The sequence below is a fragment of the Sphingobacterium sp. JB170 genome, from assembly GCF_900163865.1.
GTDB lineage: Bacteria > Bacteroidota > Bacteroidia > Sphingobacteriales > Sphingobacteriaceae > Sphingobacterium.
Map to the genome: position 1 here is coordinate 58,592 of NZ_FUKU01000041.1, position 13,853 is coordinate 72,444.

Annotated in this window: 9 protein-coding genes; 5 read left to right on the top strand and 4 right to left on the bottom strand. The window is 41.9% G+C overall.

Going from position 1 to position 13,853, the window contains the following annotated elements:
• Positions 1-12 precede the first annotated feature (12 nt).
• A complete protein-coding gene (locus FM107_RS12140) occupies positions 13-864 on the bottom strand; it encodes a sugar phosphate isomerase/epimerase (protein ID WP_086948782.1) in 852 nt (283 codons plus the stop codon).
• Between the two features lie 87 nt (positions 865-951).
• The gene (gene gltX, locus FM107_RS12145; RefSeq protein WP_086948783.1) at positions 952-2,472 is read right to left on the bottom strand and encodes a glutamate--tRNA ligase; all 1,521 of its coding nucleotides are present in this window, start codon (positions 2,470-2,472) and stop codon (positions 952-954) included.
• Between the two features lie 96 nt (positions 2,473-2,568).
• On the opposite strand from gltX, the gene FM107_RS12150 reads away from it, so the two are divergent.
• The 4 genes from FM107_RS12150 to FM107_RS12165 all read left to right on the top strand — a co-directional run bounded on the left by FM107_RS12150 (position 2,569) and on the right by FM107_RS12165 (position 6,260).
• Positions 2,569-3,804 (top strand): HAMP domain-containing sensor histidine kinase, encoded by a 1,236-nt coding sequence (locus tag FM107_RS12150; protein ID WP_086948784.1) that lies wholly within the window; start codon positions 2,569-2,571, stop codon positions 3,802-3,804.
• Positions 3,785-4,318 (top strand): DinB family protein, encoded by a 534-nt coding sequence (locus FM107_RS12155; RefSeq protein WP_086948785.1) that lies wholly within the window; start codon positions 3,785-3,787, stop codon positions 4,316-4,318. Before FM107_RS12150 ends, FM107_RS12155 begins: the two co-directional genes overlap by 20 nt.
• Complete coding sequence (locus FM107_RS12160) at positions 4,299-4,736, top strand: hotdog fold thioesterase (RefSeq protein ID WP_086948786.1); 438 nt, start codon at positions 4,299-4,301, stop codon at positions 4,734-4,736. The genes FM107_RS12155 and FM107_RS12160 overlap by 20 nt, the downstream gene beginning before the upstream one ends.
• A gap of 243 nt (positions 4,737-4,979) precedes the next feature.
• Complete coding sequence (locus FM107_RS12165) at positions 4,980-6,260, top strand: sugar MFS transporter (RefSeq protein ID WP_256959497.1); 1,281 nt, start codon at positions 4,980-4,982, stop codon at positions 6,258-6,260.
• 587 nt (positions 6,261-6,847) lie between these two features.
• On the opposite strand, the gene FM107_RS12170 is transcribed toward FM107_RS12165, so the two are convergent.
• Together FM107_RS12170 and FM107_RS12175 are read right to left on the bottom strand one after the other, a co-directional pair.
• Complete coding sequence (locus FM107_RS12170; RefSeq protein WP_086948787.1) at positions 6,848-9,850, bottom strand: DUF2723 domain-containing protein; 3,003 nt, start codon at positions 9,848-9,850, stop codon at positions 6,848-6,850.
• Positions 9,851-10,188: 338 nt separating this feature from the next.
• Positions 10,189-12,321, bottom strand: a complete 2,133-nt coding sequence (locus tag FM107_RS12175) for a carboxy terminal-processing peptidase (protein ID WP_256959498.1) — start codon at positions 12,319-12,321, stop codon at positions 10,189-10,191.
• A gap of 297 nt (positions 12,322-12,618) precedes the next feature.
• Here FM107_RS12175 and FM107_RS12180 point away from each other — a divergent pair, with 297 nt between their 5' ends.
• Positions 12,619-13,731: a lipopolysaccharide assembly protein LapB gene (locus FM107_RS12180; protein WP_086948789.1), complete on the top strand. Its 1,113-nt coding sequence runs from the start codon at positions 12,619-12,621 to the stop codon at positions 13,729-13,731.
• The last annotated feature ends 122 nt before the right edge of the window (positions 13,732-13,853 follow it).

A 13,853-nucleotide genomic window follows, 5' to 3' on the forward strand; every position in this document is an offset into this window, starting at 1 on the left:
CTAAAGCGCATTTTATTTCTTTAAAAGCGCACGCAAATTACGGACACTTGTCTGAACATCGGGCTGGTTATTTTCCCAATTATACTCATACTCTGCAGATAGCATACCTTTGAATTTCTGCCTCTTTAGTTCTGCGATGACCGCATCGATAGGAAGTTCCCCAGTGCCCCAGTGTACATCATGTGCTTTTTTGTCACCAAATGCATTCAAATCCTTGAAATGGGAGTGCAGAATATGCCCTTCTAATTTCTTTAAACATTCTACTGGGTCGAGTCCCGAACGCATCCAATGTCCGACATCGACCGCTGCGCCCATACGAGGGCTCCTGCCTTCGAGAGCCTTTAATAGAACATCTGGGTTCCAATAATGTGATGGATTTGGGTGATTATGAATTGCAGCTTGTATATCATACTTATCACACAGCGCTGAAACAATATCCAAATGCTCTTCTTCTGGCTCACAAGTGATAACCTTAACACCCATATCTTTAGCAAAAGCGAACACCTTTTCCCACTCCTGAGCATCCTTGGCACCTACAACCCCGTAAGCGTGTAACGTTATCCCTTTTTCTTTTAAAAGTTGCTTTACCATCTCACGCCCTTCTGCAGAAAGATCGTAGGTGAATGTCTCTTCGTTCCCTGCGCCGATCGTCTGACCAGGAAATGCCTCTACGAAACGTAAGTCGCTTGCCTGAATTTTATCAAGCGCTTCAGCGAATGAAAAAAGACGAAACGTATAGGCCTGAGCCCCTAATTTCCAATCTAGTTTTTCTTCGGGGTACTGAGCAAGCTGTTTCGAACTTGAGCAAGCTGTCATAAAAAAACATACGGCAGCAATTAAAAGGCAATAGATTTCTTTTTTCATTTTATTTTCTTGAGGTTTACGATTACCTAAAAATACAAAAAACTATTTAGTTAGCTCTACAATGTTAATTAAGTTCTGTAAACTTAATTATTGCAACAATCCTAAAGCGTAAGCTACACGGTCAATAACTCCCTTTTTACCGAGCAATTCCGCAATTTTAAATACGTCTGGACCAAACTTTCCACCAACAAGCATAATCCGAAAAGGCATCATCAGTTCACCGATTTTCATGCCCGAACTGGCAACCTTTTCTTTAAAGAAAGCGCCCAGATCTTCGGCATTCCACTGCGAAAGTGATTCGAATTCCGCAGTAAGCTCCTCAAAGAAAGCTGTTTTATCCGCGTTCCATTTTCCCTTGATCGCATTGAGATCAAGCTCCTCGGGTTGCACGAAGAAAAATGATGCTTGTTGCCAAAAATCTTCTACAAAGGTCATCCTTTCTTTGACAAGCGATAATATATCGTTAAGGTAGGGCTGACTTGGCAATTCGAGCTCATGTTGTTTGAAAATCGCTTCGACTTGTGGTAATAATTCCGCATTAGGTGTAGCCTTCATCCATTCGTGGTTATACCACTTTGCTTTCTCGAAATCATATTTCGCGCCTGCTTTACTGATTCTTTCGACCGAAAATGCGGCAATGAGCTCCGCCATTGTAAAGAGTTCTTTTTCAGTGCCATCATTCCATCCTAAAGTTGCTAACATATTCACGAAAGCTTCCGGCAAAAAACCTGTCTCGCGGAACCCTTTGGTAAGGTCTCCTGTTTTAGGGTCGGTCCAGTTCATTGCATACACGGGGAACCCTAAACGATCTCCGTCACGCTTACTTAGTTTACCTTTCCCGTCTGGCTTGAGGATTAACGGAAGGTGCGCCCAGTTAGGCATCTGCTCTTTCCAGCCTAAATACTCCCACAATAAGATATGTACCGGCGCTGAGGGCAACCACTCCTCTCCACGAAAAACATGCGATATCTCCATGGCTTTATCGTCGACAACCACAGCTAGGTGATAAGTTGGCATACCATCGGCCTTTAGTAGCACTTTATCATCTATCAGATTCGTATCAAAGGTAACCGCGCCTCGAATCATATCTTCGAAATATACCGTTTGCTCGGTAGGGATTTTTATCCGTATAGTATGCGGGGTACCTGCGGCCAACAGCGAGTTAGTCTGCTCCGTATTAAAACTAAGTGAATTTCGAAGGTTTAGTCGATTTTCGTGTGAATAACGAAAATTGGGATGCACTTTCCGCTGCTCTTCGAGTTCCTCGGCAGTATCAAATGCATAATAAGCATACCCGCTCTCGATCAGCTCTTCTGCAAAGCGTCTATAAGAAGCCTTACGCTCACTTTGACGGTATGGCCCAAAGGCCGCGGGTTTGCTCGGACTCTCATCGGGCAAAATGCCACACCAATCTAAACAATCATTAATATATTCTTCTGCACCAGGCACAAATCGCGTCTGGTCTGTATCCTCTACTCTTAAGATAAAATCACCACCATGTTGCTTGGCGAAAAGATAATTAAACAATGCTGTACGCACACCGCCTAAATGTAAACCGCCTGTCGGACTTGGCGCAAAACGCACCCTAACTTCTCTTTGTGAACTCATTTTGCAAAAATACACATTTATGACCGGAAACGTCTTATGGGGGGGTTGAGTTTACAGCTTTCTATGTCTGCAAAAAAATAGTTATTTTGCACTTGAATGACAAAAAGCAACGACCGTCTCTATCACCCGCAGTCTAAGCAACGGTGGAAAATATTTCTCTTCCTGTTTGCGGCAGTAATTGCAGCCGCCTCATTATTGTATACAAATTACCTTGTTAAAAGTCTTTCTCGATCAGAGCGAACCAAAGCGGAGGTATGGGCGATGAGCACGCGGAGTATTGTTACAATGCCTGATGTAGATGATCAATTTATAAGTTTCGTGTATGCCGTTCGCGATAGCCTTAGCATACCAGCAATAATTACAGATTCAAAAGATAACATTATCTTTTGGCGAGATTTGGATAGCATGAAAACTAACATACGAGAACAGGCGGACTCCAGTTTGATATACGACCCGGCGTATTTCGAGAACCAACTCGCGACAATGAAACGAAACCATCCGCCGATCGCCCTGCACCTGGACACCGGCGAAGTGTGGTCGGTATACTTTCTCGACTCAGCCGCGCTGCGGCAATTACGGATCTTCCCCTACCTGCAACTGTCTTTGATTACGATATTTTTAATAATTGCTTACACCGTATTTAATTCCATTAAAAAGAGTGAGCAGAACTTGGTCTGGGTAGGAATGGCGAAAGAAGCCGCCCATCAGTTAGGAACCCCTATTTCTTCACTGATGGGCTGGCTCGAACTAGTAAGAACCAAATTCGACGCCTCCGATGACAATATCCTAAATGAAATGGAACGCGACGTAAACCGCCTGGAAATTGTTGCAGATAGGTTTTCTAAAATTGGGTCCACTCCAACACTTACGAGTCAGGGCGTCTACGGTATTATTCAAGATTATGTTGAATATTTTAAGATCCGCACGAGTGAAAAAATAACGTTTGAACTGACTGGCGACAAGTCCGTCGAGGCGAAACTAAATATTCAACTTTTTGACTGGATCATTGAGAACTTATTAAAAAATGCCGTTAATGCTATTGAGTCCGAGGGTAAAATAACGATTAACATTGTTGATAACATTGCAAAAGAGGAAATTTTTATAGACATTAGCGATACCGGGAAAGGAATTCCGAAGTCAAGTTTTGATACTATTTTCCAACCAGGATTCACTACTCGAAAACGCGGTTGGGGTTTGGGTCTTAGTTTAACAAAGCGCATGGTTGACTATCATCAAGGACAAATATCTGTTAAAGAGTCCGAAATCGGAAAAGGAACAACATTTAGAATTATACTTAAAAGCAATTTGCGTTATGAACCCACTCAAGTCTGATGAATATCCAGCGATCTACAGCGATTATGTCGAAAACGTTGTTGGGTCTGTTTTAGAAGAACTCCAGGAGCAGTTAGACACGTTTCCTGAATTTATTCGAACTATTCCAGATGGTATGGGAGATTACACATACGCGACAGGAAAATGGACGGTTAAAGAAGTGCTGTGTCACATCTTAGATACCGAGCGAGTGATGGTATATCGCGCATTACGATTCGCGCGCAACGATATGACCGAGCTTTCTCCGTTTGAGCAAGACGAATTTGTCCAAAACGGGCGACACAACGAACGCAGTTTCGAAAGTATTACCGAAGAATTCACACATCTTCGCAAGGCAAATTTAATATTATTCAAAAACTTCAACGATACCGAACTGGAAAGAAAAGGTATGGCCTCAGGCCGTTTGATAACGGTGAAAGCTTTTCTTTATGTGGTCGCCGGACACCTGTCGCACCACCGTATCATACTACGTGAACGCTATTTAAACAACGAAAATGTCGAACCTTTGGTTTAGAGATTATTCATTAGAGGAGGTGAATGCAATCTTCGCTAAATACATGACAGGGTTTCTCGAAATCCAGGCGACCCAGATAGAATCCAATCTACTAGTTGCCCAGATGCCAGTAAGTGACCGTGTAAAGCAGCCGTTCGGCCTACTTCATGGCGGCGCCTCGGTAGTACTCGCCGAGTCTGTCGGCAGCGTCGCCTCCAACATGATAATCGATAACACTTTATTTGCAGGTGTTGGTATGGAGGTCAATGCAAATCATCTGCACCCGGTTAACTCGGGTATCGTTAGTGCGTACTGTTCGCCCCTGCATATAGGCCGCACGAGTCATGTTTGGGATATACGGATTAAAGACGAGCAGCAACAAACAGTTTGTGTGTCGCGGCTCACTGTGGCTATCGTTAAAAAAAACGATAATATTTAAAACAATACTTTACCTGCTCTGTAATATATATACCATTACGATGGTTTTATGATACGGTTTAGGTTTTGGAGAGACTTCGCCCAACGAAGTCTCTCTAATTTTTTCTGGCTACGCAACCGTTTGAGTGGTGCATCGGACTTCGTTATATCAATATATTTTATTAGTCTTGTATATATAAAATACTTGGATTAGCTACCAGGGATACTTTATTATAACGTATAACTAACAATTTAAAACAACACGATGAGTACAACTACCTCCGGTAAGACAGAATTTCGGCCAATGGCGATCTGTTGTGCCTTGTTCTTTATTTTAGGCTTCATCACTTGGGCCAATGGAACGCTAATCCCCTTTTTGAAAATTGCATGTAACCTTGAGACTGACTTACAAGCATTTTTTGTAACCTTCGCCTCGTACATCGCCTATTTCTTTCTAGCTATTCCAAGTTCGTGGATAATAAAAAAGATCGGATTTCAGAACGGATTAGTTGTAAGTCTTTTAATATTAGGTTTGGGGTCGCTTATATTCATTCCTGCAGCAGATAATAGAAGTTACGGCTTATTTTTAACGGGTATTTTCATCCAAGGATCAGGGATGGCCTTATTACAAACAGCTGTTAACCCTTATTTAAGTATTATCGGTCCAATTGACAGTGCCGCGCAACGTATTTCTATCGCGGGATTTTTCAACAAAACTGCTGGAATCATTGTCCCAATCTTATTCGGCACTTTATTCCTAAAAGATGCTGGAGAAGTGACAACACGCTTAGAAGCTGCAGTTGACTTAACGGAACAAAATGCGATCCTTGATAGCTTGGTATCTCGTGTGCACACACCATATATTGCCCTCGCAGTTATTTTCGTATTGTTTGCCATATTTCTGAAGTACACGAAACTTCCTGAAGTTGACGTTGATGCAGAAGAGGAGATCGATCCTACCGCGGCACTCCAAGAAAAGAAAACGAGTGTGTTTCAATTCCCGCACTTATTCTTAGGTTCTTTAGCTATCTTTTTTTGTGTATCTGTCGAAGTAATGGCCGGCGATATCATTGGCGTTTACGGGCGCGAACTGAACGTAAACCATTTCTTTGTTACGTATGCAACGGCGTTCACACTCGCATGTATGCTGGTTGGTTACATCGTTGGTATCATTGCGATTCCTAAATTCGTGTCCCAGCAATTCGCATTGCGTATATGTACGCTAGTGGGTATCATCTTCACCGTCATCTCGGTTTACACAACAGGAACCGTTTCTTTCATATTCGTAGCATTATTAGGGATCGCTAACGCCTTGATGTGGCCAGCTATTTTCCCGCTGGGAATCAAAGGTTTGGGCCGCTTCACAAAGACGGGATCAGCAATCATGGTTATGGGAATCGCCGGCGGTGCTATCTGGCCACTTGTATACGGTTATTTAAAAGACACCATGCATGTTGACTTTCAACATTCTTTCTTATACGCGATGATACCCGCCTATTTGTATATCCTATTCTTTGCCGTAAAAGGGCACAAGGTGGGTAAGTAAGGGCCAATCATACGACACAAAAGGGGAAGCAGATTCAAATGACTTCCCTTTTTTTGGTACATAAGATTCCGAAAGTGGACACCAGCAAAAAAAAAAATTTAAATGTCGCTATTCTGCGGTGAATAAACCTTTCCCGTCCATGTAGGCTGTTTGAGCAGAAACAGATGAATGACTGACGATCGTTCTATACAGCGACAACGATTTAGAATTTTCGATTCGATATTATACGGTACCCAAAATACAGGTGAATATTTTTTTTATGAACTAGGCTCTTGGCTGCAAAACTTCTTACAATACAATTCTGGTCGATTAGGCCGTTCTATCGAGATCGGAAAAATCACGCCCCACCATCCGTCGAATGCAAGTTCTTTCCTTATCGTGCCGCTTTGCTTTTTCTGTTTTTACGCCAGAAATAGAATCGGGAACTATTCTCGTGCCACACGGTAGCTTGTATGCGTTTTGTATATCGCCTCCCTGAAACTTGTTACATGCGGTTCTTTAGATTACCCCGATTTCTTGTGCGTATTAACTAAGTTGCATAATACAAATAGTGTTGTCAAATTAAACGTAAACAAATACTTATTTATTTAATGTTTATCTATTGCATACCGCTGCTCGATAGCATTGGCTTTCGCGATAAGTTCCTTGTTTTTCGCCGTTATTGCAATGTCTTTGTATCGTTCAAGGGCCTGCATCGTTAGATTCACTTCACGCATATCAAAGGGAGACAGATTGTTATCCACAGCATGATAGTACCCTAGTTGTTCATCGATATAGTCTAGGCTTTTATCTGCCAACTTGCTTGCGCGTTCGAGTTGTTCGGTTTTGAGTAAAGTGTCTACCACGATGCTATTAATATAGGCATGTTCCGAATTGACAATCCTTTCCGGCATGTACTCATTGGCAAGTAGTGCAACTTGCCCGCCTTGCTCAAGTTTACCTTCCCGAACTAAACTATCCATAGCAACACCGAGCGTCTGTCGAAACAGGTATTTGTTTACAAAAAGACTATAGTCATTATCGAAATGATCCATATTTGCGATATTTCCCCATTTAAATTTCGTAGTGATATTTTCAAATAGGGTATCTGTATTGATGATCGATATTTGAGATTCTGGCTGCTGCACGTCGATAGGCATAAGTTTGTAGACAAGCCCTTCATTGACCAAATATCGATCAAGTCCCATGAAATTTTCCGAAGAGAGCATATTTGCGAAATAAATAGGACGCTCCCAATTGTTGTTGGCAAGGATAGACATCATTCCGAGCTCGGCTCTAGTGACCATGTTTTTGTTGAAAGACCAGCGCATGAGCTCGGTGATTGCCCCCTCCCATTCCCTAGGGACAGACTTATTGCGGATAACATCCTGTCTATTAACGTTAAGCTGCATCTTTCTGGTAGGTAAAAAATTCGCGTAGCTACCATCCTGCAGAGGTAATTGATTGTTCGGGTTGTCGGAGAGCATAATTTCAAGCAACGTATCTATATCCGTATATCCCTCGACATTCAGTTCGTGCACATGAATCACATCACGAATCCCTTTAGCAACTTTTTTACGGTCGATGTCGATAGGTAGCGCACTGGCATTATTGATGTCACGAACGGACTGTTCGAGGTACCAGTCTGATTGTAGGTACCCGAGATTTACAACCCTAACGTCCGTACGCACCCCCTCCACTTCTTGTAGATACCAAAGCGGAAACGTGTCGTTGTCGGTATAGGTGAATAAAATGGCATTCGGCTCACAAGATTCCAAGTAATTATATGCCAGATCTCGCGTCCACTTCCTGTCCGAACGATCATGGTCATCCCAGTTTTGGAATATCAATAACAGAGGTACCGCTATACTGGCTAATGCAAATCCTCCATATACCGATGCTTTAGCCGGTATATATCGACCGAGAATATCAATGAGCGCCAGCACACCCAGACCGATCCATATTGCGAAAACATAGAAAGATCCTGAATAAGCATAATCGCGCTCACGTGGCTGTAGTGGTGTTTGATTTATAAAGATCACGATCGCAATTCCCGTAAAGAAAAAAAGCAAGCCCAGCATTAAAGTATCTTTTTTATTCCTTTTAAATTGCCATAAAAACCCAGCGATCCCTAGTAGTAGTGGTAGGAAATAATACGTATTTCGTGACGTCTCGTTTTTCATATTCTCGGACAGCGCAGTTTGTCCCGACAAACGCATTTCGTCTAAAGGACGAATACCCGATAGCCAGTTTCCGTTGATTTCGCTGCCATGATTTTGCGTGTCGTTCTGCCGTCCAACAAAGTTCCAGAGGAAATACCGGCCGTACATATGTCCCAGTTGATAGGAAAAGAAGAATCTCAAATTGTCTCCAAAACTTGCGGATTGATTATCTGCCAAGTTCAAATAATAACGATACATATCCGTATGTCGACTACTATAGACACGCGGAAAAATCATTTCTTTATCATATTGATAATCCCCACCGCTTTCTATTTTTCTATAGTTTTTATCGTCTTTTGCATAGCTGTGCTTGCTGTCGAATCCGACAACTTTGGCATCGAAGGAAGGGCCCTTGAACAAGGGTTCTGATTGATACTGCTCGCGGCTAAGATAACCTAAGAATGAAAATGCATTATCTGGTGCCGCATTGTTCAACGAGATGTTGGTATTGGAGCGCACAGGTAACATAGTATACGAGCTAAAACCGAAAAGAACAAACGCCAGCGCAAGTAAGGAAAGGTGCATTATGTATTTTCCGTTTTTCCGTGCGTACCATATTCCCACCCCCAAACTGAAACACAAAGCCGTAATAAAAAACATGATTCCAGATCCAAAACTTAATCCGAGATAGTTCACGAATACTAAATCTGTATATGCGGCCAAACGGATGGAATATTGGATTACCCCCCAAAGAATAAAAGCTAAAATTAGGACACCTATTCCGAGACTCTTTAAAAGCCCTTGCCAGGTGCTATTAGCGACTTTCCTGTAATAGATTATAACAGCTATTACCGGAATCGTAAGCAAGTTTAACAAATGTACACCGATGGAAAGACCAATTACAAAGGCAATCAATAATAGCCATTTATTTGCATCAGATTGGTCTGCTCTTACTTCCCATTTCAAGATTAGCCAGAAAACCACCGCCGTACACAGCGAAGACATAGCATAAACCTCGGTTTCTACGGCCGAGTACCAAAAAGTATCCGTAAAACTATAAGCCAGCGCACCAACGAAACCGGCGGCTAGTATTTGAAATTCATTATTTTTCGAACGTTCTCCGCTCTTTTGAAAGACTAGCTTCTTTGCTAAAGCCGTAATTGTCCAAAATAAAAAAACTATCGTCAAACCACTTAATAAAGCGGTCCCTATATTCATCCAAAGTGCTATTTTTGTCACATCACCGAACGCTAAATTCGAAAACAAATTTTGAATCATCAAAAATAAAGGAGCCCCGGGTTGGTGGACGACTTCCAATTTATAAGCCGAAGCAATGAACTCTCCAGTATCCCACCAACCGTTAAATTTGTCAGCAGTAAACACATATACGGTCGTGGCAATCACACCACAAATCCACCCTGATATATTGTTGAGCTTATTATAGGTCATCGTATTCTCTGTTAGTTTCTTAAAGCTAGAAAAGATTCACCAATTCCACTGGATATTAACAAAATTTAACTGCGCATAGTTTGCGCTATAGTATTTTATCCCATAGGCGGGCTCGTTGAAACGTCCACATATTCCGTATCTTAATTTTCATCACGGGGTTGGAGACAAGTCGACATCATCAAAACGATTAGCAGGTTGAGCTTATTCGCGCCGGCGGACTACCGCTTGATCAAGCGTCAGGAAATACTCGAGCAAAAAAAATCCTTTCAGAGCCGTGATGACTAACTCTGAAAGGATTTGTTAAACTTTAGCAATGCCCATTAGCGGGCATCGGATTTTTAATTCGTTGAAACGGCCTTTACCTGATTAATGTAATCGGTCATTACGTTCAAGCTTTCATCCAATACAAAATCGAATTCCGTTTTAGGCTGCGGCTCTCCTTCTTTCCATAGCGGAAGACCGCGAATCTCTAGACCTTTGTTTATACGTGCTCTATTCTTCTGCTTGGTCTTGTCGCGTTCCTTTTGCAGCTCGACTTCGTTAAGACTAATTTCCTGAATTGAATCTAACTTCTTGAATTCTTCGATATCTTCTAACAAATAAGCATATTCAGGGGACGTTTTCATGCGATCCACATGCAAAGTCGTTAATTTGTCCGCCGCGGCAGACAAATCACCGATCTGCTTGAAATTAGAAGGCTTTATTTGATCCCAAGGTAAGGCCGACGGCTCAGAGCTCTCTCCAAATTTTTCGGCAGAAAATTGCGTAGGAAACACGACATCTGGTGTTACACCTTTGTGCTGGGTACTGCTACCATTTACACGGTAGAATTTCCCCATTGTTATATTGATCTGGCCAAACTCAGGGGCACCTGTTGGGGTATCCGGATCAACCTCATCACCACGGGCTTTTATCAATAGCTTATTGGTAGCGCTGATAAAGCGCTCCATCTCAATCGCAGATTGAACAGTTCCTTTACCATAGGATTGCGAACCTAAAATAACACCACGTCCATAATCTTGAATTGCTCCGGCAAAAATTTCAGAGGCCGAGGCCGAGAAACGATTAATTAAAACGCCAAACGGACCATCCCAAGAAACACCTGGATCTTCATCGCTATCCACCTCAACGCGGTTACGAACGTCGCGCACCTGTACTACAGGACCTTTATCGATGAAAAGACCTGTCAGCTCGATAGCTTCTTGCAGGGACCCTCCACCATTATTACGCAGATCCAACATAACAGCATCTACTTTCTCGGTTTTAAGGGTATCTAAAATCAAGCGTACATCACGCGTAGTACTCTTATAGTCTGGATCACGCTTGCGGTAAGCTTCAAAATCTATGTAGAATTTCGGCAGCTTAATCAAGCCAACTTTATAGGTTTTACCATCAGCGCCTTTTACTTGCTTGATTTCCTTCTGTGCTGATTCTTCGGAAATAACAATCTTCTCACGCTTTAAGGAAACAATTTTAGGCTGCGCGGTGAGCTCCTGCCCCGCAGGAATAATTTTTAATCGTACAACTGTTCCCTTTGGTCCCTTAATTTTAGCTACAGCAGCATCGATGCGCCAGCCAATAATATCATCAAATTCACCGTCACCTTGCGCCACTCCAATGATTCGGTCGTCGACATTCAAGCTCTTATCCTTAAAGGCTGGTCCTCCAATGATAATCTCTTTAATCGTTACCATCTCATTCTCCATCTGCAAACGAGCACCGATACCCTCAAATGTGTTCGACATACCTTCGTTAAACGCCTGCGCGAATGATGGATTGTAGTATGTCGTATGTGGGTCAACCGCATCGGTTAACGCCGTCATAATCAACTGGAAGGCATCATTCGAATTCGTTTTTTTTGCTTGGGAAATAATATTTGTATAACGTTTACGAAGGGTTTCTTTGTTTTTATCAACATCAACCGAGTCTTTATTGGTTGCCGTCAGCTCCAAATTGAGTAGGTCGTATTTTACCCGTTTGCGCCATTGATCTTTCAATTCCTCATCGGATTCAAAATAGGGAAGCTCCTTCCGATAAGCGATATAATTTTCATCAATACTGAAATCATGCGGCTTGTCTATTTCACCAAGAGCGAACTCCATAGCCTCCAGATAGCGCTTCGTATAAACATTAAAAATATAAAAAGGTGCCGATAGATCTCCCTTTCTAAAATCTTGACTAATGGTCGTTTCGAATTGCTTAAAATCTGCTACATCCGACGCTAAAAGGTAATTACGCCCTTGATCCATCGACTCAATTAAATTTTCGAAAACAATTTTCGAAAGGGAGTCGGTCATCGGGACCTTTTTATAACTATAGCTTTCAAGTAGATTCGCAACCTCTGAAGCTATAACCTCGTGCTGTGCCGATGGCTTTAATTCGACCATCTCCTCTTTCAAATCCACTCGCGGCTTTGATCCACACGCCACAACTGAAATTAACGCGAGACCAAATACAATATTCTTAAACATATAAGAGAATTTATTTAAATACATCTATTTTTTCATTTTCAATATTCAAAATTTATCAATAAATATTGACTGGGCTAAAAATACTGAAAACGAACCACAAAATTATAACCCCAAGTAAAATATTGCAGCGAAGTTACCATCGCGGGATGAAGTATTTCCATTTAAAGAACACGTTAATTAGATATATATTGCCTTACCCAATCCCCGACCATCGTTAAAAGCTATCTTGGGGGATAACTTTAACATCCTTTTACACTTAATTTCCTACATTTGGTGAAATCGAAAGGAAAAAGACACATGCAAATAGGTTTTAGAAACGCCTTTAATATTTTTACAATTATTGGAAGTCTTTTATTTGGGACAGAATCAAAAGCACAACAAAACAAGAAACATGTCGATCCGACTGGATATATAACAAAATACGACACTACTTTTTCCGGAATTGGTCCGCAAGTCTATTTCCTACCGCCACCGCGAACGCAGGGCGAACTACTTGCTGACGCCTATAACGACAAGCTTTATTTTCAAGACAGTATCGCAAATGCATTAGATTTTCAACAAGTAAAAGAAGAATTCAGGCTTACTGGAAATTACCGTATGTTGAAAAATTTACTTACGCCGGAACCTACCAGCGATTACGAATGGAATACGCTCATCGATCAAGAGGTGGCACGACGGAATTATAACGGCGCGTATGGGATGTTGAATGCGTATGCCCAATTTTCACTTAAAAAGGGTTCTGTAAAACAGGCGATAGATTTGCTCCATTCCGCACTCACACATGCCGCAAAAAATGTACCGAATATTGATGTATACACCATTCAGTACAACTTGGCGAACCTTTATCTATTCGATAAAAACGTAAAGCAAGCAGGCCATTTTCAAGAATCCTTTCTCAAAAATGCCGAAAATCAGAAGAGCAGACTTGCCCAGGCAGCGGCCTTGATTAAAATTGCGTTGATACAGGCTGCCGACGAAGACTACAGGTCGGCCGAGCGAAATATTATCCGAAAAGCCATTCCTCTACTCAACAAAGTAAAAGGGTATGAAGAAAAGATTGATGCATGGCAGGCACTCGCGAAAATATATCAAACACAAAATAAACACACAGAGGCACAATGGTTCCTCATACAGGCCCGCGATCTAGCAAATTCGAAAAAATTCACGCGACAACTCGCCGAAATTGAGTATATGCTTGCTTCCTCAAAGCTTATCCAGGAGAACTTTCGGGTAGCACAAAAAGAGTTTCTACAAGCCGAGGAATTAGCGATATCCGAAGACAACAAGCTGCTTCAGCTGGCTATAGCAGACAAATTAGGGCAAATTTATCTGCAAGAACAGGAGTTGGACAAAGCGGAAACAAGCCTGCAACAGTATACAAATTTAAAAAACGAGATTTTTAGTCAATGACCGCCGCGCTAGCGGGGAGCATCGCGCCGGGTTATTTATTGTAAACCGCGGTCCAAATTGCAAGTTCTTATTTCGTTTTAAAAATTTCTATTCCTTTTTTTAAGTAATCCGCATAGGATGCG

Excerpts from the sequence above, each read along its gene's own strand:
- FM107_RS12140 (WP_086948782.1), bottom strand. The coding sequence starts at position 864 with ATGAAAAAAGAAATCTATTGCCTTTTAATTGCTGCCGTATGTTTTTTT.
- gltX (WP_086948783.1), bottom strand. The coding sequence starts at position 2,472 with ATGAGTTCACAAAGAGAAGTTAGGGTGCGTTTTGCGCCAAGTCCGACA.
- FM107_RS12150 (WP_086948784.1), top strand. The coding sequence starts at position 2,569 with ATGACAAAAAGCAACGACCGTCTCTATCACCCGCAGTCTAAGCAACGG.
- FM107_RS12155 (WP_086948785.1), top strand. The coding sequence starts at position 3,785 with ATGAACCCACTCAAGTCTGATGAATATCCAGCGATCTACAGCGATTAT.
- FM107_RS12160 (WP_086948786.1), top strand. The coding sequence starts at position 4,299 with ATGTCGAACCTTTGGTTTAGAGATTATTCATTAGAGGAGGTGAATGCA.
- FM107_RS12165 (WP_256959497.1), top strand. The coding sequence starts at position 4,980 with ATGAGTACAACTACCTCCGGTAAGACAGAATTTCGGCCAATGGCGATC.
- FM107_RS12170 (WP_086948787.1), bottom strand. The coding sequence starts at position 9,850 with ATGACCTATAATAAGCTCAACAATATATCAGGGTGGATTTGTGGTGTG.
- FM107_RS12175 (WP_256959498.1), bottom strand. The coding sequence starts at position 12,321 with ATGTTTAAGAATATTGTATTTGGTCTCGCGTTAATTTCAGTTGTGGCG.
- FM107_RS12180 (WP_086948789.1), top strand. The coding sequence starts at position 12,619 with ATGCAAATAGGTTTTAGAAACGCCTTTAATATTTTTACAATTATTGGA.